We start from the raw sequence: 24,457 nt of genomic DNA on the forward strand, positions 1-24,457 counted from the left end.
GCCGCAGGCCGCTGCGGAAACAAGAAGCAGGGGCACGGCGATCAGGGCTGCGATTCGGCGTCGGCGCACGTATATCCCTCAAAACGGGCTGCGATCAAGTGAATGGACAGAGCCACTCTAACCACGCCACGCGGCGGTGGCGGGGTCCGTGTCACACGGACCCCGCCACCGTTCCCTCCGAACCGTCACCGGACGCCGTGGGCACCGCCACTGCGACGGGCCGGATTCCCGCCCGTACGGCACGCACGGAATGCCGGTCACATCCCGGCGATCAGCTTCTCCACCCTGTCGTCCACCGAGCGGAACGGGTCCTTGCACAAAACCGTGCGCTGCGCCTGGTCATTGAGCTTGAGATGCACCCAGTCGACGGTGAAATCGCGGCGCTGCTCCTGGGCGCGCCGGATGAAATCGCCGCGCAGCCTGGCGCGGGTGGTCTGCGGCGGGACCGACTTGCCCTCGAAGATCTTCAAGTCGTTGCAGATCCGCGCCGCTTGCCCCTTCCGTTCCAGGAGGTAGTAAAGCCCCCGGCGGCGGTGGATGTCGTGATACGCGAGGTCTATCTGCGCCACCCGCGGGTGGGACATGGTGATGTTGTTCTTTGCGCGATACCGCTCGATGAGCTGATGTTTCATCACCCAGTCGATCTCGGTCGCAATACGGTCCAGTTCCTGGTCCCGGATTGCCTCGAGGGTGCGGCCCCACAACTCCAGGACCTGCTCGACGGTTCCCGTACGGATTCCGCGGCGCTCACAGAAGTCGACGGCCTTTTCGTAGTACTCCTGCTGCACCTCGAGCGCCGATGCCTCCCGCCCGCTGGCCAGTCGTACTTTGCGCTGGCCGGTGATGTCGTGGCTGACCTCGCGGATGGCGCGGATCGGATTCTCCAGCGTCAGATCCCGCATGACCGTGCCCGCCTCGATCATGCGCAGGACGAGATCGGTGGCCCCGACCTTGAGCAGCATGGTCGTCTCGGACATGTTGGAGTCACCGACGATGACATGCAGCCGGCGGTAGCGCTCGGCGTCGGCATGCGGTTCGTCGCGGGTGTTGATGATCGGCCGGGAGCGGGTCGTCGCCGAGGAGACGCCCTCCCAGATGTGCTCCGCGCGCTGGCTGACGCAGTAGACGGCGCCGCGCGGGGTCTGCAGCACCTTGCCCGCGCCGCACAGCAGCTGGCGGGTGACGAGGAACGGAATGAGGATGTCCGCGAGCCGGGAGAACTCTCCATGGCGGGCGACGAGATAATTCTCGTGGCAGCCGTAGGAGTTTCCCGCCGAATCGGTGTTGTTCTTGAAGAGATAGACGTCGCCCGCGATTCCCTCCTCGTGCAGGCGGCGTTCGGCATCGACGAGCAGGCCTTCGAGAATGCGCTCACCGGCCTTGTCGTGGGTGACCAGCTCGGTCACGTTGTCGCACTCGGGAGTTGCGTATTCCGGATGCGATCCCACGTCCAGGTACAGGCGGGCGCCGTTCCGCAGGAAGACATTGCTGCTGCGGCCCCATGACACAACACGGCGGAAGAGGTACCGCGCCACTTCGTCAGGCGACAGTCGGCGCTGTCCCCTGAACGTGCACGTGACGCCGTACTCGTTCTCCAGCCCGAAAATGCGGCGGTCCATGACTGAACATTACGCCTGATGGCCTGCTCTGAAACCGGGTTCGACGGCCCCGTTCCGATCATTTTCCGCCGGGGCCGCACCCGCCGTACCCTGCACCGGATCCCCCAGAAATCGCTTCGTCGACAAAAGGACGACCAGCGCGGCGATCCCCCCGGCGCCCGCGACGGCGAATCCCGCCACCGCGCCACCGGCCTGCACCGCCGGTCCCACCACCGAGGCACCCACGGCCGATCCGACCCCGAACGTCGTCACCAGCCACGAAAACGCCTCCGTCACCGTCCCCTTGGGCGCATGCCGGTCCACCACCACGAACGCACAGGCCAGCGCGGGCGCCAGGAACACCCCGGCGACCCCGGTCAGCGCCGTCATCCCCACCACACCGGGGGCCAGCGCCAGCGGCAGATAGCCCAGCGCCAGCAGCCCGATGAGCAGCCGCAGCCGGCTCTCCGGCCGCCCCGGCCACTCCCGCGCGCCGTAGACCACACCGCCGGCCAGCGCCCCGAAGCCGAGCGCGGAGAGCAGATAGCTGGAGACCATTCCCCCGCCGTGCTCGTCGGCGTACGCCACCGCCGCGACCGCTATCGATCCCAGCGCCAGCCCGACGAAGAAGAACCCGGCGATCAGCACGAGCAGTCCGGCGGAGCGCAGCGCGCCCAGCCAGTGCGCCTCCCGCGGCCCGCTGCGCCACTGCCGCGACGGCTCGGAGACGACGACGGAGAGCGCGCCGAGCACCCCGATCACGTTGATGACCAGAAGCGCCACCCCCGCCGACCAGGCCGCCACGCACAAGGTCACCAGCAACGGCCCCACCGCGAACATGACTTCCTGCGCCACCGCGTCGAGCGCGTACGCCGCATGCACCCGGTCCGCCCGCTTGAGGACACCCGGCCACAGGGCGCGCAGACCGCCCTCCAGGGGCGGGGTGAAGAAACCGGCGATCACCATGGCGGCGCAGGCGAGCCACAGCGGGTCCAGGCCGACGGCGGCCAGCAGCGCCATGCCGAGGGCGGAGACCACCGAGGCCGGCAGCATCACCCGTGGCTGGCCGTGGAGGTCCACGGCGCGGCCGAGCAGCGGCTGGCCGATGGCGTTGCAGACGCCGTAGAGCGCGGAGAGCACACCGGCGAGGGCGTAGCTGCCTCCCTCGGCGCGGACGAAAAGGACCACGGCCAGCGCCGCGGTGGCGTTCGGCAGCCTGCCGACCAGCGTCCCCGTCAGCAGGCGGACCGCATGCCGGGTCCTCAGCAGCTCACCGTATCCCGTGGCCATCCCTGCCCCTTTCCGTCCGGACCGACCCGGAGGTGTTACGTATAACCTTCGACGTCATACGTACCATGACGACAATCCGCGGTCCACCCCGCGACGGCCGAACGCGAGGAGTGACACACCCGGTGACCCACCACGAGACCCCGACGCCTGCCGGGACGAGCACCGGCACGGCCGACGCCGCGCCCCCCGGTGGCCCGGCCGCCGTGGCCCGCGTCACCAGCCGGGACGTGGCCCGCGCCGCCGGTGTCTCGCAGGCCGCCGTCTCCCTCGTCCTCGGGGACAAATGGCGCGGCCGGGTCTCCCCCGCCAAGGCCGAGGCGGTCCGCACCGCCGCCCGCGAGCTCGGCTACCGCCCCAACCTCGCCGCCCGCAGCCTGCGCATGGGCCGCACCCGCACCGCGCTTCTCGTCGTCCCCGCCCTCACCACCGAGTTCTTCGCCCGGGTCTACACCGGAGCCGCCCGCGCCGCCGCCGACCACGGCTTCGGCGTCGTCCTCTACCCCTCCCCCGAGGGCATCGGCCCCGCCCGCGACCCCTTCGACTCCGCCGCGGCCGCCCTGGACGGCGTGATCGCCTCCTCCATGGCCGCCGGCGCCCTGGCCGCGCTGCGCGACGCCGGCCTGCCCCTGGTCATGCTGGACAGCGACCCCGGCGACGACCGCGCCACCGCCACCGTCAACCTCGACATCGCCGACGGCGCACGCCAGTTGGCGGCCCACCTGACCGCCCTCGGCCACCGCCGCATCACCCACCTCGCGGCCGACGTGGACTCCTGGACCTTCGCGCTCCGCGCCCGCGCCGTCACCGAGGCGCTCGCCGACGTCCCCGGCACGCTGCTGCGCCGGCAGCCGGCCGCCCTCACCGTCGAGTCCGGCCTGCACGCCGCACACGCCGCGCTGACCGCCCCCGGCCCCCGCCCCACGGCCCTCCTGTGCGACGACGACATCATCGCCGCCGGTGCCTGCAAGGCCGTACGCCGGCTGGGCCTGCGGATCCCCGAGGACATCTCCGTCACCGGCTTCGACGATCTGGCGCTCGCGGTGGCGATCGAACCGGAGCTGACGACCGTACGGCTGCCCGCCGAAGAGTTCGGCGAGGCCGGAATGCGGGCCCTGATGGCCGTGCTCGACGGCGCCCGCCCCGAGGCCCCCACCCTCCCGGTGGAACTGATCCCCCGCGGCTCCACGGCCCCGCCGCCCGCCGACGCCGACAACGCCGCGCGCCCCGGCGGGGAATGACCCACCGGGGCGCGCGAGGAAAACCGCTCGGTCCTACGAGTCGGCCGACGTCCCCTCGGAACCGCCGCCGTCCTTCGAGGATCCCGAACCGGAATCGTCCTTACGGGACTTGGCCGCGGTGTCCGAAGCGCCCGCGGCCTTCGCGCCGGAGCCCTCGGCGGCCGCATCGCCCTCCGCGCCCGCCTCCGCCTCCGCCTCCCCGGCATCGTCCGCGGACTTCCCGCCGTCCGCGCCACCGTGCTCGTCCAGCAGCCGGGACAGCTGACGCCCCAGGATCCGCTTGAACTTGCGCTGCTGCGGCCGCGTACGGTCCAGCGTGGCGACCTCGAGCTGCTCCGCGGTCAGCGTGCGCTCACTGCCACTCGTGTCCCGCGACAGCGACTCCACGGCCAGCTTCAGCGCCTCGCCCAGCGTCATGCCCTCGCGGTGATGCTGATCGAGATAGCTGCTGATCTGGTCGGCGTTGCCGCCCACCGCGACCGAGCCGTGCTCGTCCACGATCGATCCGTCGTGCGGCAGCCGGTAGATCTGGTCGTCCTCGGGGCCGTTGCCGACCTCGGCGACGATCAGTTCGACCTCGTACGGCTTCTCCGCGGCGCTGGAGAAGATCGTGCCGAGCGTCTGGGCATAGACATTCGCCAGACCGCGCGCGGTCACATCCGCGCGGTCGTAGGTGTAGCCCCGCAGATCGGCATAGCGCACACCGCCGATCCGCAGATTCTCGAACTCGTTGTACTTGCCGACCGCCGCAAAGGCGATGCGGTCATAGATCTCGCTGACCTTGTGCAGGGCGCGGGAGGGATTCTCGGCGACGAAAACCACGCCGTCGGTGTACTGCAGCACCACGACGCTGCGGCCGCGCGCGATGCCCTTGCGGGCGTACTCGGCGCGATCGGCCATGGCCTGCTGGGGTGAGACATAGAACGGCGTCGACACCGGCTATCCGTCCCTTTCTGTCAATGGCTCTCTCACTGGCGCATGCATGATCGTCCGTCCCGTCAGAGCAGCGCGGCACGCGGGCCGTCGGGCTGGTCGAGGCGGCGCTCATGGATGGCACGGGCGATCTCCGACACCTCGGCCTCGGTCAGCTTCTTGAAGCCGTCCTCGGTGATCACGGTGACGATCGGATAGATCCGCCGGGCCAGATCGGGCCCACCGGTCGCCGAGTCGTCGTCCGCCGCGTCGTACAGCGCCTGGACCACGGCCGTGGCCGCCTGATTCTCCGTGAAGTCGTCGCGGTAGAGCTTCTTGAGGGCACCGCGGGCGAAGACGGAACCCGAGCCCGTCGATGCGAAGCCGTGCTCCTCGGAGCGCCCGCCGGTGACGTCGTAGGAGAAGATCCGGCCCTTCTGGCGGTCCACGTCCCAGCCGGCGAACAGCGGCACGATCGCCAGGCCCTGCATGGCCATCCCGAGGTTGCCGCGGATCATCGTGGAGAGGCGGTTCGCCTTGCCCTCCAGGGAGAGTTGGGCGCCTTCCACCTTCTCGAAGTGCTCCAGCTCCAGCTGGAACAGCTTGACCATCTCCACGGCGAGTCCGGCCGTACCGGCGATGCCGACCGCGGAGTACTCGTCGGCCGGGAAGACCTTCTCGATGTCGCGCTGCGCGATGACATTGCCCATCGTCGCCCGGCGGTCACCAGCGAGCACCACACCGCCGGGGAACGACGCCGCCACGATCGTCGTCCCGTGCGGCGCCTCGATGGCCCCCTGCACGGGCGGCAACGGGCGGTTGCCCGGCAGCAGATCGGGCGAGTGCGTACCGAGAAAGTCCATGAACGACGAGGATCCAGGCGTCAGGAAGGCCGCTGGCAGACGCCCGGTGCTACGAGTGTTGGCTTCCACACGTTTCCTTCCGGATACTCGGCCGCCCGCCTCAAAACGTCCGGCCGATCCTTGAATTGGCCCAAGGCTGCGTTGCAGCTGAAGCACAGTACGTCTCGGACCTTACCCGTCTGCTGGCCGTGATCCACATGCCGGGACCGGGATCATCGCGACGCATCCCGCCCCGGTCGTACCGTATGCGCACCGGAAGAGCGTCTCCCGGTTCCGTCGACCGGCGCCCAAAGGCGCCGGCGCCTTCTCACGGGCCGTCCGCCCCTTGGCTGCCCGGCGCTGCCGGGAGCGCTCCGCGGAGCACTCCCGGCATTACGCCCGCAGCCCGTCACATAGCGAGGGGTGACCGGCGAATACGTCCGAGGACGCCGTCCGCCCGCATGGCGCGGATTCCCCGCTGCATGCAAGGGCGGACGCCCTTCGGACTACTCGCCGCCCTTCTGGACAAATGACCTCACGAAATCCTCGGCGTTCTCTTCGAGCACATCGTCGATTTCGTCCAGAACGGAATCGACATCGTCCGACAATTTCTCCTGGCGTTCCTTGAGGTCTTCCGAGGCCTGCGCGTCCTGCGTCTGCTCCTCGACCTCTTCGGTGGAACGCGTGGCCTTCTGCTGTCCGCCGCCGCTGTCCTTGGTCGCCATATCCCTCACCCCGCTCGGTTCGCCCCGCTCGATGTGACCTTCAAGATCCGACCCTACAAGCAGGGTCCGACATCGGCCCTGCACTTGGTGCAACGTCCGGGAGTCCCCAGGATCATTCCCGGACCGCGGCCGGTTCAGCCGCGGATCAGCCGTCGATCGCCATGAATCTGTCGCGATTCCGCCGCACGTCAGCGGCCGGAAAGCGTCCTCACCAGCTCCTCGGCCGTACGGCAGCGGTCCAGGAGCTCCTTGACGTGCTTACGGGTGCCGCGCAGCGGCTCCAGGGTGGGGACCCGCTGCAGCGAGTCCCGGCCCGGGAGGTCGAAGATGACCGAGTCCCAGGAGGCGGCCGCGACGTCATCGGCGTACTGCTCCAGGCAGCGGCCGCGGAAGTAGGCCCTGGTGTCCTCCGGCGGCTTCTGCTGGGCCCGCTCGACGTCGGCCTCGTCCAGCAGCCGCTTCATCTTGCCGCGGGCCGCCAGACGGTTGTACAGGCCCTTCTCGGCGCGTACGTCGGCGTACTGCAGGTCGATGAGGTGCAGCCGCGCCGCGTCCCACTCGAGGCCGTCACGCCGGCGGTAGCCCTCCATCAGCTCGCGCTTGGCCACCCAGTCGAGCTCGCCCGACAGGCTCATCGGGTCGTTCTCCAGCCGCCCCAGCACGTCCTCCCACCTGGTCAGCACGTCCTTGGTCTGCTCGTCGGCGTCCACGCCGTAGCGGTCCTCGACGTACTTGCGGGCCAGCTCGAAGTACTCCATCTGGAGCTGTACGGCGGTGAGCGTGCGCCCGCTGCGGAGAGTGATCAGATGCCGCAGCGTCGGGTCGTGGGAGACGTGGTGGAGGGTGCGTACCGGCTGGTCGACGGCCAGGTCGACGGCGATGAAGCCGTCTTCGATCATGGACAGGACCAGCGAGGTGGTGCCGAGCTTGAGGTAGGTGGAGATCTCCGAGAGGTTCGCGTCGCCGATGATCACATGCAGGCGGCGGTATTTCTCCGCGTCGGCGTGCGGTTCGTCGCGGGTGTTGATGATCGGGCGCTTGAGGGTCGTCTCCAGGCCGACCTCCACCTCGAAGTAGTCGGCGCGCTGGCTGAGCTGGAAGCCGTGCTCGTGGCCGTCCTGGCCGATGCCGACCCGGCCGGCGCCGGTGACCACCTGGCGGGAGACGAAGAACGGGGTCAGATGCCGCACGATGTCCGAGAAGGGGGTCTCCCGCTTCATCAGGTAGTTCTCGTGCGTGCCGTAGGACGCGCCCTTGTTGTCAGTGTTGTTCTTGTAGAGGTGGATGGGCTGGGCGCCGGGGACCTGGGCGGCCCGCGCGGCGGCCTCGGCCATGATCCGCTCGCCTGCCTTGTCCCACAGGACGGCGTCACGCGGATTGGTGACCTCAGGAGCGCTGTATTCGGGGTGTGCGTGGTCGACGTAGAGCCGGGCCCCGTTGGTGAGGATGACATTGGCCAGGCCGATGTCCTCGTCCGTGAGCTGGCTGGAGTCGGCGGCCTCGCGGGCGAGGTCGAAGCCACGGGCGTCCCGCAGCGGATTCTCCTCCTCGAAATCCCAGCGAGCACGTCGTTCCTGGTGCATCGCGGCCGCGTAGGCGTTGACGACCTGGGACGAGGTGAGCATGGCATTGGCATTCGGGTGGCCGGGGACGGAGATCCCGTACTCCGTCTCGATCCCCATTACTCGCCGTACGGTCATGCGGCCCTCCTTGCCCGGCGGCGCCCCCGGATGGGGTCGGCGCTCAAGTACCGCTGCGCTTCCGGTCCGTGTGCGTTCCCCGCTCCCGCACAGCGTGACGCGGCGGTACCGACGAGCCTAGAACGCCTTTGCGGCTCTGGGGAGATCATTACAGTCATTGCTCCAGTCCGGTTTTCCCTGGTCCCTCGCGCTCTTGACGGGGGCCGGCCCCTGCGGCCCCGGAAAAGCGTCCGGCTGCGGACGCCCCGTGCAGGACATCCGCAGCCGGAGTGCGGTGTTACAGGTATTGGCCGGTATTCGCCACCGTGTCGATGGAGCGGCCGGTGTCGGCGCCCTGCTTTCCGGTGACCAGCGTACGGATGTATACGATCCGCTCGCCCTTCTTGCCGGAGATACGGGCCCAGTCGTCCGGGTTGGTGGTGTTGGGAAGGTCCTCGTTCTCCTTGAACTCGTCCACGCATGCCTGGAGGAGATGGGAGACCCGCAGGCCCTTTTGATTGTGCTCGAGGAAAGCCTTGATGGCCATCTTCTTTGCACGTCCGACGATGTTTTCGATCATCGCTCCGGAGTTGAAGTCCTTGAAGTAAAGGACTTCCTTGTCACCATTGGCATAGGTGACCTCGAGGAAGCGATTTTCCTCGGATTCCGCATACATCTGCTCGACGACCGACTGGATCATCGCGCTGACCGCGGCCTTACGGGAATCGCCGTGCTCGGAGAGATCATCGGCGTGCAGCGGAAGATTCGCCGTGAGGTACTTCGAGAAGATGTCCTTGGCGGCCTCCGCGTCCGGACGCTCGATCTTGATCTTCACATCGAGGCGGCCGGGGCGCAGGATCGCCGGGTCGATCATGTCCTCGCGGTTCGAGGCACCGATGACGATGACGTTCTCGAGGCCCTCCACGCCGTCGATCTCGGAGAGCAGCTGCGGGACGATGGTGTTCTCCACGTCCGAGCTGACGCCGGATCCCCGGGTGCGGAAGAGGGAGTCCATCTCGTCGAAGAAGACGATGACGGGAGTGCCCTCGCTGGCCTTTTCCCTGGCCCGCTGGAAGACCAGCCGGATGTGCCGCTCCGTCTCTCCGACGTACTTGTTGAGCAGCTCGGGGCCCTTGATGTTGAGGAAGAAGCTCTTCCCCGCGGGCTGCCCGGTCACCTCGGCGACCTTCTTGGCAAGGGAGTTGGCGACCGCCTTGGCGATGAGCGTCTTGCCGCAGCCGGGAGGGCCGTAGAGCAAGACGCCCTTGGGCGGGCGCAGTTCGTGCTCCTTGAAGAGGTCGGGGTAGAGGTACGGAAGCTCGACCGCGTCCCGGATCAGTTCGATCTGGCCGCCCAGACCGCCGATCTTGGTGTAGTCGATGTCCGGGACCTCTTCGAGGACGAGTTCCTCGACCTCGCTCTTCGGGATGACTTCGTAGACGTAGCCGGAGCGGGATTCGAGCAGCAGGGCGTCGCCGGGGCGGATGGTGATGTCCAGCAGGGGCTCGGCGAGCCGCACCACCCGTTCCTCGTCGGTGTGCCCGATGACCAGGGCACGCTCGCCGTCCTCAAGGATCTCCTTGAGGGTGACGATGTCGCCGGCGCTCTCGAACTCCATGGCCTCGACCACATTGAGCGCTTCGTTGAGCATGACCTCCTGGCCGCGCCGGAGGTCCTCGAGCTCGACGCTGGGGCTGACATTCACCCGGAGCTTTCTGCCTCCGGTGAAAATGTCGGCCGTGCCGTCCTCGTTCGCCTGCAGGAAGACACCGAAGCCGGCCGGGGGCTGTGCGAGCCGGTCGACTTCCTCCTTGAGCGCGACGATCTGGTCGCGGGCCTCGCGGAGAGTATTGGCGAGTCGCTCGTTCTGGGCGGAAACGCCGGCCAGGTTGGTCTGCAGCTCGACGATCCGCTCTTCGAGAATCCTCGTGTGTCGCGGAGAGTCGGCGAGCTTGCGTCGCAGGACGGCGATCTCCTGCTCAAGATAGGCAACCTGGCCGGCTGGATCTTCAGACCCTCGCCCCGGCCGGATGCCGCGGTTGATGTCGTCGTCGTGGGCTGCCACGGTCCTCACCTCCTCCAAGGAGCTGGACGCTTCCTGACCCTACCTGGGCCGGTGCAGGTTGAAACCCCTAGATCGAAAAGACTGTCGGGGCGTGTCCGATCTTCACCCTTGCGCACGTCCTCACGCCAAGGGAATACCCACCCAACAACATCGGAAAGCGACCGGTTGTATCGTCGAGTCGGTCAACACCCGTCAGGGCTGGCGCCACTTAGACAAAAACGGTTCACGTACGCAGGAACGGCAGGCGAGATGACCGCGCAGGATGAAGCCTCTCCAGAGCTTGAAGTCTGGATCGACCAGGACCTGTGCACGGGCGACGGGATCTGCGTGCAGTACGCCCCGGAGGTCTTCGAGCTCGATATCGACGGCCTGGCCTATGTCAAGAGCACCGATGACGAGCTGCTCCAGGACAAGGGGGCCACAACGCCCGTCCCGCTGACGTTGCTCAACGACGTCCGGGACTCGGCCAAGGAGTGCCCCGGGGACTGCATTCATGTGCGCCGGGTCGCCGACCGGGTCGAGGTCTACGGGCCGGACGCGGACTGACCGCGACACAGCGTAGACGCAGCGCAGACACGGCGTAGGCGAAGCGTAGGAAACGCCTCGCCTACGCGCACAGCATGTGACGGATCAGACACCCTCGGTGCTGGCATCGGCGGAAAGTTCGCTCTCGATGAACTTCCCGCCCTTCCATTGCCACTTGGCGCTCTTGTGGACGTCGGGGCAGCAGTGCGGGACGTCGAGCGTGGAGTAGCCCAGGAGCGTCGCGGAGATCTCGCCGTCCTGGAGGGCGAAGTCCTGGACGCTGAGCCTCTGCGCGGGCGCGAGGAGGGTCGCCACGACGCGCGGCGCGGCCTTGGGGTCGGTCGGCCGGGCGAGGACGAAGACGCCGCTGGGCGGGGTGCCGGTCTCGCTGTGGCAGCGGACCACCGCGACGGTTTCGGTGGTGCCGTCGCCGTCGAGGTCGCCGGAGGTCTTCTTGACCACGTCGAGACGGTTGGGTCCGCAGTTGACGGGAAAGGTGACCTTGGCCGGGTCGGGGGCGGCCGTGATGTGCCGGCCGGTCCTTGCGCCGTGGGCGGTGGTGGCCGTGGCGTCCGGCGGCTGGATGAAGGACGCGGCCGCGACGACCGCCGAGACGGCGGTGGCAGTGGCGAGCCAGTGCATGGGATGGGGCTGGGTGTGCAAAAGGTCCTGGCCTGCCAAGGGCTGCACGCGGGGTAACTCCTGTGAAGAGCTGTTGCGGTGGGAGTGCCCAGCATCGTTCCACAGCAGGCGGCGGCGGGGAACCAGCGGGACCGGAGTTTTACGTGCTGAACACGCGGTGCACGCAGAGGTGAACGAACGGCGCCGCCGACGGCCCCCTGGGGGAACTCGTCGGCGGCGCCCGGTGGTTCGTCGGCGGTCCGGGACCGTCAGCCGCGGTCCGTGGCGCCTTCGGTGGCGTCGGCGCCGTCGGAGGCCGTGCCCTGGGGCTTCTTGCCGGGGCCGGTGTAGTCCTCGCCGTACGCGCCCTTGGCGGGCCGGCGGCGGCGCAGCGGGGGCTCGACGCCGTCGGCGAGGCGGCGGGCGGTGAGCAGGAAGCCGGTGTGCCCGATCATGCGGTGATCGGGGCGGACGGCGAGGCCCTCCACGTGCCAGGTGCGGACCATGGTTTCCCAGGCCGAGGGCTCGTTGAAGGTGCCGTGCTCGCGGATCGCCTCGACGGTGCGGGCCATCTGCGTCGTCGTGGCGACGTAGGCGCAGAGGATGCCGCCCGGCACCAGGGCCTTGGAGACGGCCTCCAGGCACTCCCAGGGGGCGAGCATGTCGAGGATGACGCGGTCGACGTCGGTGTCGGACAGGTTGTCCTGGAGGTCGCCGACGGTGAGGGTCCACGCGGGGTGCGGGCCGCCGAAGTAGCGCTCGACGTTCTGCGTGGCGATCTCGGCGAAGTCGGCGCGGCGCTCGTAGGAGTGCAGCATGCCGTCGTCGCCGATGGCGCGCAGCAGGAAGCTGCTGAGCGAGCCGGAGCCCACACCGGCCTCGACGACGCGGGCGCCGGGGAAGATGTCGGCCATCGCCAGGATCTGCCCCGCGTCCTTGGGGTAGACCACGGCGGCGCCGCGGGGCATGGACAGGACGTAGTCGGGGAGCAGCGGGCGCAGCGCAAGGTAGGCGACGTTCCCGGTGGTACGGACAACACTGCCCTCGGGAGCACCGATCAGCTCGTCGTGGGGGAAAGCTCCCTTGTGGGTGTGGAAGCTTTTTCCCTCTTCGAGCGTGAAGGTGTAGTGGCGTCCCTTGGGATCGGTGAGCTGGACCTGGTCCCCGACCTTGAAGGGCCCGCGACGGCGGGCGGCACCGGTCGGTTCGGACATGTGACCAGCCTACCGGCCGATGGGAGCGGGGCGGACCAGTGGGCGGGGCGGGCGGGTGGGCCGGCGGGCCGGGCGGGTCGCCGGCGGGGCGCTGGGGCGGGCCGGGCGGGTTCGCGCTGCTGGTTCCGGTCGGCTGGTTCCGGTCGGCTGCGGCTGCCGGGGGTACGTCGTGGACCTCGGCGCCAACCGGCCGGTCGAACACCGCTGTCCCCCCGGCTGGGGGTTACCCAGGCGTGACGGAGGCGAAGCCCGCCCGCCCGCTCACAGGGCCCGGGCAGTCGGCCGGGCGGCCGGGAAGGGGCCCGCGTGTCAGGACGGGCGGGCCATCGCCGCGACGAAGGCCCGCTCCACGTCGGCCGTCGACAGGACGCCGTAGATCTCGCCGGTCTCCTCGACGACGAGGTACTCGGTGGCGGGGGTGGCGCGCAGGTATTCCAGGAGGTCCTCGCCGACGAGTTCGGCGGAGACGCGCATGCCGTCCTTGAGTTCCTGGGCGAGGGTGCCCACGGGGACCCAGGGCCGGCGGTGGTCGGGGACGCCGACGATGGCGGCCTCGCGGACCACGGCGGTGGGGTTGCCCTGGCGGTCGACGACGACCAGAGCGCGGGCACCGGCATCGTTGGCGCGGCGCAGCGCCTCGGAGAGCGGGGTGTCCGTCTCCACGGGGACGGCGCGGCGGGTGAGGGTGCGGGCGGTGAGGTCGGGGAGGCGTTCGCGCAGCCGCGCCATGCGCAGGCTGTTGCCGGCGCCGGTCCAGATGATGGCGGCGAGGATCGCGGCCAGCAGGGCGTCGGTGAGCGAGTCGGCGCCGCCGATCTCTTCGGGGGCGGTGCCCAGGGCGCCGGTGTGGGTGAGCAGCGGGAGGCCGATGAGGACGGTGACGGCGAGCGCGCGGCCGACCCAGGCGGCGGCGACAGTGCCGGTCATGGGCTTGCCGGTGATCTTCCAGACGACGGCGCGCAGCATCCGGCCCCCGTCGAGCGGGAGGCCGGGCAGCAGGTTGAAGATCGCGACGATGAGGTTGGAGATCATCAGGCCGGCGACCAGGACGCCGGGGACGGTGCCGGGTTCGACCAGCAGCATGCCGATGTAGAAGACGCCGGCCAGGACGAGGGAGAGCAGCGGGCCCACGAAAGCGAGGACGAATTCCCGGCCGGGCGTCTCGGACTCCTTCTCGATCTCCGAGACGCCGCCGAAGAACTGCAGCTGGATACGGCGTACGGGGAGCTTGAAGCGGAGCGCGGCGACGGTGTGGGCGAGCTCGTGGACGAGCACCGAGGCGTAGAAGGCGACGGCGAAGAAGAGGGAGACGAGGTAGCGGGCGCCGCCCAGCTCGGGCAGGACGCGCTCGAGCTGGCCGCCGAAGACCCAGGTGATCAGGGCGGCGACGACGAACCAGCTGGGGGCGACGTACACGGGCACGCCGAAGGGGCGGCCCATGAGGATGCCACCGCCCTTCCTGCGCCCCGGCTCCTTGGGCTCCTTGGGCTCCTTGGCGTCCCTGGGCGGCTCGGGCGGCCGGTGCTGCACGGACTCCTGGGGGTCCTGCGGCTTCCCGCTGTCGTCCACGGCGTCCCCTCGTCGAATGCGGCCTCTGCGCCTGCGTGGTGTGATCTCCCGATCATGCAGGGCAAAGGGGTACGGCGTCGATGGTATGCGGAGCGTTCGGACCGTATCCGCTGCGGGGCCCTGCCTCGCGTGGGCCGTACGCGCTTGTCAGTGGCGGGCCGTAGGGTCGGTGGTATGGGAACGAGCACCGAGAGGGCCGAGGCGGCCACGCAGGGCGGGCAGGGCGGGCAGCGGACCGCGGGCGGGCCCGGGGCCCAGCGGGTGGCGCCGGAGGGCGAGCGGGCGGCGGGCGGGGCGCAGCCGCCGGTCGCGCTGTCGCCGTCGCGGGCGAGCGATTTCATGCAGTGTCCGCTGCTGTACCGCTTCCGGGTGATCGACAAATTGCCGGAGAAGCCGAGCGCGGCGGCGACCCGGGGCACGGTGGTGCATGCGGTGCTGGAGCGGCTCTTCGACGCGCCGGCGGCGGAGCGTACGGCGCCCGGCGCGCGGGCGATGGTGCCGGGCGAGTGGGCGAAGCTGCTGGCCAAGCGGCCGGAGTTGGCGGAGCTGTTCGCGGACGACGCGGACGGCGAGCGGCTGGCGGCGTGGCTGGCGGAGGCCGAGGCGCTGGTGGAGCGGTGGTTCTCGCTGGAGGATCCGACGCGGCTGGAGCCGGCCGACCGCGAGCTGTACGTGGAGACGGTGCTGGAGTCCGGGCTGCAGCTGCGCGGCTTCATCGACCGGGTCGACGTCGCGCCGACGGGCGAGGTGCGGATCGTCGACTACAAGACCGGTAAGGCGCCGCGGCCGCAGTTCGCCGAGGGCGCGCTGTTCCAGATGAAGTTCTATGCGCTGGTGATGTGGCGGCGCAGCGGTGCGGTGCCGCGGCGGCTGCAGCTGGTGTATCTGGGCAGCGGCGATCTGGTGACGTACGACCCGACCGAGGCCGATCTGCGGGGCGTGGAGCGGAAGTTGCTGGCGCTGTGGGAGGCGATCCGGCTGGCGACGGAGACCGGTGACTGGCGGCCGCGGCAGACCAAGCTGTGCGGCTGGTGCGACCACCAGGCGCACTGTCCGGAATTCGGCGGTACTCCCCCGGTCTATCCGCTGACGGTCCGCCCGGCGGCGGGCGGCGGCGATGAGCAGGGCAGAATGGAGCCGGTCTAACGAAGGAGAGCTTGTGGCTATCCGCGTCCTGCTGGTCGACGACCAGCCCCTGCTGCGCACAGGATTCCGGATGATCCTGGAGGCCGAGCAGGATCTGGCGGTCGTCGGGGAGGCCGGTGACGGTCTGCAGGCGCTGGACCAGGTGCGGGCCCTGCAGCCCGATGTGGTGCTGATGGACATCCGGATGCCCCGGATGGACGGTGTCGAGGCGACCCGGCAGATCACCGGGCCGGCGAAGGACGGCCCGGCCAAGGTGCTGGTGCTGACCACCTTCGACCTGGACGAGTACGTCGTCGAGGCGCTGCGGGCCGGGGCCAGCGGCTTTCTGCTCAAGGATGCGCCGGCCAATGAGCTGGTGCAGGCGATCCGGGTGGTGGCGGCGGGCGAGGCGATGCTGGCGCCCAGCATCACGCGCCGGCTGCTGGACAAGTACGCCGGCCATCTGCCGTCGGGCGAGGAGTCGGTGCCGGACACCCTGGGCACCCTCACCGAGCGCGAGGTGGAGGTGCTGAAGCTGGTGGCGCGCGGGCTGTCGAATGCCGAGATCGCCGCGGACCTGTTCGTCAGCGAGACGACCGTCAAGACGCATGTGGGCCATGTGCTGACGAAGCTGGGGCTGCGGGACCGGGTGCAGGCGGCGGTGTACGCGTACGAGAGCGGGCTGGTGCGCCCCGGCGCGCAGTAGCCGGCGGCGGTGGAACGCCGGTGGGGCGGGTCCGGGGATGCCCCGGACCCGCCCCACCGTTGTCGGTGCCGGATCAGGCGTCGGCCGCCTTGCTGATCTCCCAGAACCGGAAGACGGTGGAGGAGTCCAGGGTCCATTCCAGGCCGGAGACCCCGTCGCGGGCGACGGCGTACTGCTTGCCCTGCCACAGCGGGATGACCGGCACGTCGCGGGCGACGATGTCCTGCACCTGGCGGAAGGTGTCCTTGGTGGCGCCGCGGTCGGGCTGGTCGGCGGTCCTGGGCAGCAGCCGGCCGGCGATCTGCGGCGAGTTGTAGTGGTTGGACAGCACGCTGTCCTTGCCGAAGAACGGCTGGGTGAAGTTGTCCGGGTCCGGGTAGTCGGGGATCCAGCCCTTGACGTAGACGCCGAAGCGGCCGGACTCCACGCCCTGCTCGTACTCCTTGGTGGGCGCGGTGCGCACCTTGGCGTCGAACAGGCCGCCGGCGTTGAGCTGTTGGGCGATCTCGTTGACGGCGGGCACGGTGCCGGGGCCGAAGCGGTCGGGGGTGGCCCACAGGGTGAGCGGGACCTTGCCGGTGATGCCCGCGTCGCGCAGGGCGGCGGCCGCCTTGTCGGGGTGCGGCCGGTCGCCGTAGGTGTTGAAGAAGGCGGTGTTGTGGCCGGTGATGCCCGCGGGAACGATGGAGTACAGCGGTTCGGCGGTGTGCTGGTAGACGTCGCGGACGAGGGTGGAGCGGTCCAGGAGGTAGGCGATCGCCTTGCGGACGCCGAGCTTGCCGACGACCGGGTCCTTGAGGTTGAGGACCAGGTGCATGATCTCGGCGCTGCCGCCCTCGATCACCTGGGTGCCGTGCTGCTGGTGGAGCGAGGCGTTGGAGAGCGCCGCGATGTCGTGCATGGACAGTCCGCGGTAGGCGACGTCGACGTCGCCGCTGCGGACGGCCTTCTTCAGGGTGCCGGGGTCGTGGAAGAACTTCACGGTCATCCCGGAGTTCTTGACCTTGGCGGGGCCCTTGTAGGAGGAGTTGACGCCGAAGACGGCCTGCTTGGCCCCGTACTCCTTGAGGGTGTAGACGCCGGAGCCCACGGCCTTGCCGTCGGTGCGCAGCCGGTCGGCGGGGTAGGCGGTGTGGTCGACGATGGAGCCGGCGCCCGAGGCGATCTTCATGGGGAAGGTGGCGTCGGGCGTCTTGAGCCGGAAGACCACGGTCTCGGCGTCGGGTGTCTCGACCTTGTCGAGGGCGGAGAACATGACGGCGGGGCCGTTCTTGTCCTTGATGCGCCGGGTGCGGTCGAAGGAGTACTTGACGTCCTTCGAGGTCAGCGCGTCGCCGTTGCTGAAGGTGAGACCCTTTTTGAGGGTGCAGCGGTAGACCTGGCTGCGGGTGTCGGTGAAGGTGCAGCTCTTGGCGGCCTCCGGCTCCGGCTTGGTGCTGCCCTTGGGGAAGCTCAGCAGGGACTGGAAGACGTTGTTGAACAGCAGCCAGGACCCCGGGTCGTAGCCGGCGGCCGGGTCGATGGCGACGACCTTGTCCGTCATTCCCATGACGACGGGCTCGCCCTGGCCGGCCGCCCCCGAGTCATCGGCGCTGCATCCTGCGATCGCGAGCAGAGCTGTCGCCAGCCCTGCTCCGATCGGGGCGGCCAGCCACTGGTCACGCTGCCTCACTAAGTGGTTCCTCACGTTCGGTATCGCTGTGGTGCATGGTGCGGTGCCGCGGATCTCGCGGATTTCGCTGTGGTGCATGGTGTGCGGGCGCACGCTGCGGCCGCGGCGGGCCTGCCGCCGCGGCGCGGGTGTGCGTACGAGTGATGTGGCTGCCGGGGTCAGTCGGCGACGCCGTGGCCCAGCTCCCAGATCTGCAGTGCCGAGGAGGAGTTGAGGGCCCAGCCCACGCCGGTGATGTCGTCGCGGGCGGCGACGTACTGCTTGCCCTGCCACAGCGGCAGGATCGGGACGTCGTCGGCGAGGGCGTTCTGCACCTGCTTGAAGCCGTCCGCCGCGGCGTTGCGGTCGGTCTGCTGGCGGGTGGCGGGGATCAGCTGCGACTCGATCCTGGAGTTGCGGTACGGGGTGTTGAGGAAGTTGCCCTTGCCGATGAACGGCGCGATGTAGTTGTCCGCGTCCGGGAAGTCGGCGAACCAGCCCATCCCGTAGGCGGTGTACTTCCCGGCCCGGGAGTCGGCGCGGAACTGCTGCCAGCTGTCGACGCCCTTGATGCTGACGTCGAACAGCTTGCTGTCGTTGAGCTGCGACTGCAGCGCACGGAACTCCTTGGCGGTGCTGGAGCCGTAGTGGTTCGTGGTGTACGAGAGGGTGAACTTCACCGGGGTGGTGATGTTCGCCTGCTGCAAGGTCTTGCCGGCGGCGGCGACGCTGGGGTTCCCGTACTTGTTGAAGAACGAGTTGATGTGGCCGGTCAGACCGGTGGGGACCAGGGAGTACAGCGGGTCGCCGGTGTAGGCGTAGACATCGCGCACCAGCTGCGAGCGGTCGACGAGCTGCGCCATCGCCTGCCGCACGGCCTTGTTGGCGACCTTGGGGTCCTTGGTGTCGAAGGCGATGTAGCGGATCTCCTGGCCGGGCACCTCCTGGAGCACGATGTGCTGGCCCCGGGCGTTTTCGAAGCCCTTGATCTGGTCCGGCGACATCCCGCGGTTCATCACATCGATATCGCCCTTGCGCAGCGCCTTCTCCATGGCCCCGGAGTCACCGAAGAAGCGCATCTCGACCTTGTCGTTCTTGACCTCGATCCCGCCCTTGTACTGGGGGTTCTTGGTGAAGACGGCCTTGGTGACGCGGTCGGAGGAGTGCTCGGCCTTGAGGGTGTACGGGCCGGAGCCGATCAGGTCGAAGCCCTTGTAGAGGCGGTCCTTGGGATACACCTCGGAATCGACGATGGCGGCGGCCGGCGTGGCGAGCTTCTGCGGGAAGGTGGCGTCCGGCTTCTTGAGGTGGAAGACGACCTCGGAGTCGTTGGGCGTTTCGACCTTGTCGATGCCGTAGAGCAGCGACACCGGGCCGCTGGTGTTGTCGATCTTCAGCATCCGGTCGATGGAGAACTTGACGTCCCGCGCCGTCAGCGCGTGCCCGTTGGAGAACTTCAGCCCCTTGCGCAGGGTGCAGCGGTACTGCTCGTTCTGCGTGTCCCGGAACCCGCACGACTCGGCCGCCTCGGGCACCGGAGCGGTGCCGGTGCGGGGCAGCCGCATCAGCGTCTGGAGGGTGCCGCGCAGCATGTTCCAGGCGTCGACGTCGTAGGCCTGCGCCGGGTCGAGGGGGGCGGGCGCCGCCTCGGTGGCCTCGATCTGGGAGGCGACCCCGACGACGATGGGGTCGCCGCCGTCGCCCGCACCGTCCGTGCTACCGCAGGCAGCGAGGACGGGGGCGAGCAGACCGGCCACGACCGGCAGCACCAAGGTCTTGCGGTTCATCGTCGGCAGGTTCCTTATCAGCGCAGAGGTGTTGCTCGCGTCGACATTAGTAGGAACAGTCAGCCGGTCGTCAGTCGGTCCGGGACACAACGGAGTTGAATCAATATCGCCATGGGATAACGGCGCCGGGGTGACCGATATCCGGACGGTGGAACGATTCACGTGTTTGCTCCATCAATAGGGACAGTTCCCCCCGTAGAAACCCCCGAGTTCACCCCCTGGAACACCTATCGACCCCGCTGTCGACGGCGTGGCACGTGAGAAACGTCACGTATTCCAGTACTCCGGATGCCGGGGGAATTCCGCCCGCGCCTGCGTTACGGAAAATGAGCGCACCGTTCCGCTGAGTTCCCGGCGCGGTCCCCGACGTATTCCGCGCCGAGCGGCCGGGACACGCTCAGTGCACGATTCAGCGGCTTTCCGTGATGAGCGCGCGGAGAAATGCGAGATCGACGTCCTCCAGCGAGCCGACGACCGTCCGGCCGTCGGCGGGCGGGATCGGCGTCACCGACGGCACGGCCACGACCCGGCAGCCCGCGGCCTCCCCGGCCGTCACGCCGGTCAGGGTGTCCTCGATGACGGCACAGCGCGCCGGGTCCACGCCCAGCCGGGCGGCGGCCGTCAGATACGGGTCCGGGTGCGGCTTGGTGCGCTCGAGTTCGTCGCCGGCGAGGGTCAGGTCGAAGTGCTCGCGGCCCAGCCAGTGCAGCATCCGGTCGATGATGGCGCGGTGCGAGGCGGAGACCAGGGCGGTCGGCACTTGATGGGCCCTCAGCTCGGCCAGCAGCCGGCGCGCACCCGGCATCAGCGGCACCCCGCGGCCGATCCGGGCGGCGAAGCGGGCGTTGAGCAGTCCGCTGAGCTCGGCGAGGCCGATCTGGGCGCCGGTGGCCTGGATGAGATAGCCGGCACTACGGGTCATCGGGCCGCCGACGACGACCTCACGGTGACCGTCGTCCAGGTCGTGGCCCAGCTCCGCGAAGACCTCCGCCTCGGCCTCCCACCAGAAACCCTCGGTGTCGACGAGGGTGCCGTCCAGGTCGAGGAAGACGGCTTGCAGGGTGGCCGGCTCGGCCGTCCGGGTGCCGACTGCGGGGATGCTGCTGGTCATCCATCCACCTCCGTTGAGACGTCCCCGAAGGGACGAAAGGGCCGGTCGCCGCCCCCGGTGGGGGTTGCGACCGGCCTCTACCGGACCGACCAGTGTACGACGGTGCGGGCCGATCCGCGCGGTCAAGCGGACGGAAATCGTCCGGGACGCGGTGTTACCCGGCGTTACCGCGCCCTGGGGACGCGGTAACGGACCCCGGCCGGCCGCGCCGCCCTATCGCGCGTTGAAGTACTTCGCCTCCGGGTGGTGGATGACGATGGCGTCCGTGGACTGCTCGGGATGCAGCTGGAACTCCTCGGAGAGCTCGACCCCGATCCGCTCCGGCCGGAGCAGGTCCGCGATCTTGGCGCGGTCCTCCAGGTCGGGGCAGGCGCCGTAGCCCAGCGAGAAGCGCGCGCCGCGGTACTTGAGCGCGAACATGTCCTCGACGTCGGCCGGGTCCTCGCCCGCGAAGCCGAGTTCGGCGCGCACCCGGGCGTGCCAGTACTCGGCGAGCGCCTCGGCCAGCTGGACGGACAGCCCGTGCAGTTCGAGGTAGTCGCGGTAGGAGTTGGCCTCGAAGAGCTTGGCCGTCTCCGTGCCGATCTTCGAGCCGACGGTGACGACCTGGAGGCCGACGACATCGGGCTCGCCGGACTCCTCCGGGCGGAAGAAGTCCGCCAGGCACAGGCGGCGGCCGCGGCGCTGGCGCGGGAAGGTGAAGCGGGTGCTCTCGGTGCCGTCCTCGTTCAGGAGGATCAGGTCGTCGCCCTTGGAGTGGCAGGGGAAGTAGCCGTGGACGACGGCGGCCTCGAGGAGGTTCTCGGTCTGCAGCTTGTCCAGCCAGCCGCGCAGCCGGGGACGGCCCTCGGTCTCCACCAGTTCCTCGTAGCTGGGGCCGTCGCCCGTGCGGGCCTGCTTGAGGCCCCACTGGCCCTTGAAGAGCGCCCCCTCGTCCAGCCAGGACGCGTAGTCGGCGAGCTGGATGCCCTTGACGACGCGGGTGCCCCAGAACGGCGGGGTGGGGACGGGGTTGTCGATGGAGACGTCGGAGCGCACCGAGCCCTCGGGCTCCTCGACCTCGAGGACCGCGGTGTCCTTCTTGGCCACGCGGCGCTGCTTGAGCTCGGGCAGCACGGCGCCGGGCACGCCGCGCTTGACGGCGATCAGGGCGTCCATCAGGCGCAGGCCCTCGAACGCGTCGCGGGCGTAGCGGACCTCGCCCTCGTAGATCTCGTGCAGGTCCTGCTCGACATAGGCGCGGGTGAGGGCCGCGCCGCCGAGGATGACGGGGAAGTCCGCGGCCATCTTGCGCTGGTTGAGCTCTTCCAGGTTCTCCTTCATGATCACGGTCGACTTGACCAGGAGCCCGGACATGCCGATGACGTCGGCGCGGTGTTCCTCGGCGGCTTCCAGGATCGCGGAGACCGGCTGCTTGATGCCGAGGTTGACGACGTTGTAGCCGTTGTTGGACAGGATGATGTCGACGAGGTTCTTGCCGATGTCGTGCACGTCGCCGCGCACGGTGGCCAGCACGATGGTGCCCTTGCCCTCGGCATCCGACTTCTCCATGTGCGGCTCGAGGAAGGCCACCGCGGTCTTCATGACCTCGGCGGACTGCAGGACGAACGGCAGCTGCATCTGGCCGGAGCCGAACAGCTCGCCGACGACCTTCATGCCCTCCAGGAGGGTGTCGTTGACGATCTCGAGCGCGGGGCGGTCCTGGAGGGCCTCGTCCAGGTCGGCCTCCAGGCCGTTCTTCTCGCCGTCGATGATGCGGCGCTTGAGGCGCTCCTCCAGCGGGAGGGCGGCCAGCTCCTCCGCCTTGCCGGCCTTCATCGACTTCATGTTGACGCCCTCGAAGAGCTCCATGAGCTTCTGCAGGGGGTCATAGCCCTCGGCGCGGCGGTCGTAGACCAGGTCGTGGGCGGCCTTGACCTGCTCCTCCTCCAGGCGCGCGATCGGCAGGATCTTGGACGCATGGACGATCGCGGAGTCCAGGCCGGCCTTGACGCACTCGTCCAGGAAGACGGAGTTCAGCACGACGCGGGCGGCCGGGTTGAGACCGAAGGAGATGTTCGACAGGCCGAGCGTGGTCTGGACGTCGGGGTGCCGCTTCTTCAGCTCGCGGATCGCCTCGATGGTGGCGATGCCGTCGCCCCGGGACTCCTCCTGGCCGGTGCAGATCGTGAACGTCAGACAGTCGATGAGGATGTCCGACTCATGGATGCCCCAGTTGCCCGTCAGGTCCTCGATGAGGCGTTCGGCGATGGCGACCTTGTGCTCGACGGTGCGGGCCTGGCCCTCCTCGTCGATGGTCAGCGCGATGAGCGCCGCGCCGTGCTCCCTGGCCAGCGCGGTGACCTTCGCGAACCGCGATTCGGGGCCGTCGCCGTCCTCGTAGTTGACGGAGTTGATCACCGCGCGGCCGCCGAGCTTCTCCAGCCCCGCCTCGATCACCGGGACCTCGGTGGAGTCCAGGACGATCGGGAGCGTGGAGGCGGTGGCGAAGCGTCCGGCCAGCTCCTGCATGTCGGCGACGCCGTCCCGGCCGACGTAGTCGACGCACAGGTCGAGCATGTGGGCGCCCTCGCGGATCTGGTCGCGGGCCATCTCCACGCAGTCGTCCCAGCGGGCCTCCAGCATGGCCTCGCGGAACTTCTTCGAACCGTTGGCGTTGGTGCGCTCGCCGATCGCCATGTACGACGTGTCCTGGCGGAACGGCACGGTCTGGTAGAGCGAGGCGGCGCCGGGCTCGGGGCGCGGCTCGCGGGCGGTGGGGGCCACGCCCCGGACCCGCTCCACGACCTGCCGCAGATGCTCGGGGGTGGTACCGCAGCAGCCGCCCACCAGCGACAGCCCGTACTCGGCGACGAACGTCTCCTGGGCGTCGGCCAGCTCGGTGGCGGACAGCGGGTAGTGCGCACCGTCCTTGCCCAGCACCGGCAGACCGGCGTTCGGCATGCACGAGAGCGGGACGCGGGAGTGCCGGGCGAGGTAGCGCAGGTGCTCGCTCATCTCGGCCGGTCCGGTGGCGCAGTTCAGGCCGATCATGTCGATGCCCAGCGGCTCCAGGGCCGTGAGCGCGGCGCCGATCTCGGAGCCCAGCAGCATCGTGCCGGTGGTCTCGACGGTGACGGAGCAGATGATCGGCAGGTGGGTGCCGGTGGCGTCCAGGGCGCGGCGGGCGCCCAGGATCGCGGCCTTGGTCTGCAGCAGGTCCTGGGTGGTCTCCACCAGGAGCGCGTCGGCGCCGCCGGCGATCATGCCCTCGGCGTTCTGCTGGTAGGCGTCGCGCAGGGTGACGTACGGCGCGTGGCCCAGGGTCGGCAGCTTGGTGCCGGGGCCCATGGAGCCCAGGACGTAGCGCTGCTGCCCGGTGGAGGCGGTGTACTCGTCGGCCACCTCGCGGGCGATGCGGGCGCCGGACTCGGACAGCTCGAAGACCCGCTCGGGGATGTCGTACTCGGCCAGCGCCGCGAAGTTCGCGCCGAAGGTGTTGGTCTCGACGCAATCGACGCCGACCGCGAAGTACTCCTCGTGCACCGAGCGGACGATGTCCGGGCGGGTGAGGTTGAGGATCTCGTTGCAGCCCTCGAGCTGCTGGAAGTCCTCGAGCGACGGGTCCTGCGCCTGCAGCATGGTGCCCATCGCCCCGTCGGCTACCACCACCCGGGAGGCCAGTGCCTCACGCAGTGATTCGACTCGGGATGTGCTGGTGGACGATGGCGTGTACGAGGCCATGGAGATGCTCCCTGGTTGCGACGGCTGTCGGCTTTGCGTCCTCCGGAAGAGGGCGCACCCGGTCAGCGTAGCTGGC

Annotated in this window: 19 protein-coding genes; 4 read left to right on the plus strand and 15 right to left on the minus strand. The window is 69.4% G+C overall.

The genetic code is table 11. The annotated features are described in order from the left end of the window. Window positions 1-257: 257 nt before the first annotated feature. A complete protein-coding gene (pafA, locus tag ACIGWZ_RS19830; protein WP_400066312.1) occupies window positions 258-1,619 on the minus strand; it encodes a Pup--protein ligase in 1,362 nt (453 codons plus the stop codon). Window positions 1,620-1,628: 9 nt separating this feature from the next. After that, window positions 1,629-2,888: an MFS transporter gene (locus ACIGWZ_RS19835; protein ID WP_400066314.1), complete on the minus strand. Its 1,260-nt coding sequence runs from the start codon at window positions 2,886-2,888 to the stop codon at window positions 1,629-1,631. A 122-nt stretch (window positions 2,889-3,010) separates the two neighbouring features. On the opposite strand from ACIGWZ_RS19835, the gene ACIGWZ_RS19840 reads away from it, so the two are divergent. After that, window positions 3,011-4,126 (plus strand): LacI family DNA-binding transcriptional regulator, encoded by a 1,116-nt coding sequence (locus ACIGWZ_RS19840; protein ID WP_400066316.1) that lies wholly within the window; start codon window positions 3,011-3,013, stop codon window positions 4,124-4,126. A 33-nt stretch (window positions 4,127-4,159) separates the two neighbouring features. Here the strand turns inward: ACIGWZ_RS19840 and prcA are convergent, their stop codons facing one another. The 6 genes from prcA to arc all read right to left on the minus strand — a co-directional run bounded on the left by prcA (window position 4,160) and on the right by arc (window position 10,349). Next, complete coding sequence (gene prcA, locus ACIGWZ_RS19845; RefSeq protein WP_400066318.1) at window positions 4,160-5,062, minus strand: proteasome subunit alpha; 903 nt, start codon at window positions 5,060-5,062, stop codon at window positions 4,160-4,162. 62 nt (window positions 5,063-5,124) lie between these two features. Next, window positions 5,125-5,970: a proteasome subunit beta gene (prcB, locus tag ACIGWZ_RS19850; protein WP_400066320.1), complete on the minus strand. Its 846-nt coding sequence runs from the start codon at window positions 5,968-5,970 to the stop codon at window positions 5,125-5,127. Continuing rightward, window positions 5,922-6,098: an endonuclease domain-containing protein gene (locus tag ACIGWZ_RS19855; RefSeq protein ID WP_400066321.1), complete on the minus strand. Its 177-nt coding sequence runs from the start codon at window positions 6,096-6,098 to the stop codon at window positions 5,922-5,924. Before ACIGWZ_RS19855 ends, prcB begins: the two co-directional genes overlap by 49 nt. Before the next feature lie 288 nt (window positions 6,099-6,386). Next, window positions 6,387-6,605: a ubiquitin-like protein Pup gene (locus ACIGWZ_RS19860; protein WP_363151457.1), complete on the minus strand. Its 219-nt coding sequence runs from the start codon at window positions 6,603-6,605 to the stop codon at window positions 6,387-6,389. A gap of 188 nt (window positions 6,606-6,793) precedes the next feature. Then, window positions 6,794-8,305 carry a depupylase/deamidase Dop gene (gene dop, locus ACIGWZ_RS19865; protein WP_400066324.1) on the minus strand — a complete coding sequence of 504 codons (1,512 nt, stop codon included), beginning with the start codon at window positions 8,303-8,305 and terminating at the stop codon, window positions 6,794-6,796. A 277-nt stretch (window positions 8,306-8,582) separates the two neighbouring features. Continuing rightward, a complete protein-coding gene (gene arc / locus ACIGWZ_RS19870; protein ID WP_400066326.1) occupies window positions 8,583-10,349 on the minus strand; it encodes a proteasome ATPase in 1,767 nt (588 codons plus the stop codon). A gap of 249 nt (window positions 10,350-10,598) precedes the next feature. Here arc and ACIGWZ_RS19875 point away from each other — a divergent pair, with 249 nt between their 5' ends. Beyond that, window positions 10,599-10,895 carry a ferredoxin gene (locus ACIGWZ_RS19875; RefSeq protein ID WP_400066328.1) on the plus strand — a complete coding sequence of 99 codons (297 nt, stop codon included), beginning with the start codon at window positions 10,599-10,601 and terminating at the stop codon, window positions 10,893-10,895. Between the two features lie 84 nt (window positions 10,896-10,979). Here the strand turns inward: ACIGWZ_RS19875 and ACIGWZ_RS19880 are convergent, their stop codons facing one another. From ACIGWZ_RS19880 to ACIGWZ_RS19890, 3 genes are all read right to left on the minus strand, one after another. Beyond that, window positions 10,980-11,564: a hypothetical protein gene (locus ACIGWZ_RS19880; RefSeq protein WP_400066330.1), complete on the minus strand. Its 585-nt coding sequence runs from the start codon at window positions 11,562-11,564 to the stop codon at window positions 10,980-10,982. Window positions 11,565-11,764: 200 nt separating this feature from the next. Next, the gene (locus ACIGWZ_RS19885; protein ID WP_400066332.1) at window positions 11,765-12,709 is read right to left on the minus strand and encodes a tRNA (adenine-N1)-methyltransferase; all 945 of its coding nucleotides are present in this window, start codon (window positions 12,707-12,709) and stop codon (window positions 11,765-11,767) included. Window positions 12,710-13,018: 309 nt separating this feature from the next. After that, window positions 13,019-14,278: a site-2 protease family protein gene (locus ACIGWZ_RS19890; RefSeq protein ID WP_400066334.1), complete on the minus strand. Its 1,260-nt coding sequence runs from the start codon at window positions 14,276-14,278 to the stop codon at window positions 13,019-13,021. 174 nt (window positions 14,279-14,452) lie between these two features. On the opposite strand from ACIGWZ_RS19890, the gene ACIGWZ_RS19895 reads away from it, so the two are divergent. Further along, window positions 14,453-15,424, plus strand: a complete 972-nt coding sequence (locus ACIGWZ_RS19895) for a RecB family exonuclease (protein ID WP_400066336.1) — start codon at window positions 14,453-14,455, stop codon at window positions 15,422-15,424. A 13-nt stretch (window positions 15,425-15,437) separates the two neighbouring features. Then, window positions 15,438-16,109: a response regulator gene (locus ACIGWZ_RS19900; RefSeq protein WP_400066338.1), complete on the plus strand. Its 672-nt coding sequence runs from the start codon at window positions 15,438-15,440 to the stop codon at window positions 16,107-16,109. 73 nt (window positions 16,110-16,182) lie between these two features. Here ACIGWZ_RS19900 and ACIGWZ_RS19905 read toward each other — a convergent pair whose 3' ends face one another. The 4 genes from ACIGWZ_RS19905 to metH form a co-directional block, all read right to left on the minus strand. Beyond that, a complete protein-coding gene (locus ACIGWZ_RS19905) occupies window positions 16,183-17,781 on the minus strand; it encodes an ABC transporter substrate-binding protein (protein ID WP_400066340.1) in 1,599 nt (532 codons plus the stop codon). Between the two features lie 158 nt (window positions 17,782-17,939). Further along, window positions 17,940-19,547 (minus strand): ABC transporter substrate-binding protein, encoded by a 1,608-nt coding sequence (locus ACIGWZ_RS19910; protein ID WP_400066342.1) that lies wholly within the window; start codon window positions 19,545-19,547, stop codon window positions 17,940-17,942. A 409-nt stretch (window positions 19,548-19,956) separates the two neighbouring features. Next, the gene (locus ACIGWZ_RS19915) at window positions 19,957-20,658 is read right to left on the minus strand and encodes an HAD family hydrolase (protein WP_400066344.1); all 702 of its coding nucleotides are present in this window, start codon (window positions 20,656-20,658) and stop codon (window positions 19,957-19,959) included. Between the two features lie 213 nt (window positions 20,659-20,871). Then, a complete protein-coding gene (gene metH / locus ACIGWZ_RS19920) occupies window positions 20,872-24,381 on the minus strand; it encodes a methionine synthase (RefSeq protein ID WP_400066346.1) in 3,510 nt (1,169 codons plus the stop codon). Window positions 24,382-24,457: the final 76 nt, after the last annotated feature.

Origin of the sequence: Streptomyces sp. NPDC053427, from assembly GCF_044544985.1 — a bacterium.
In the GTDB taxonomy this organism is placed as follows: domain Bacteria; phylum Actinomycetota; class Actinomycetes; order Streptomycetales; family Streptomycetaceae; genus Streptomyces.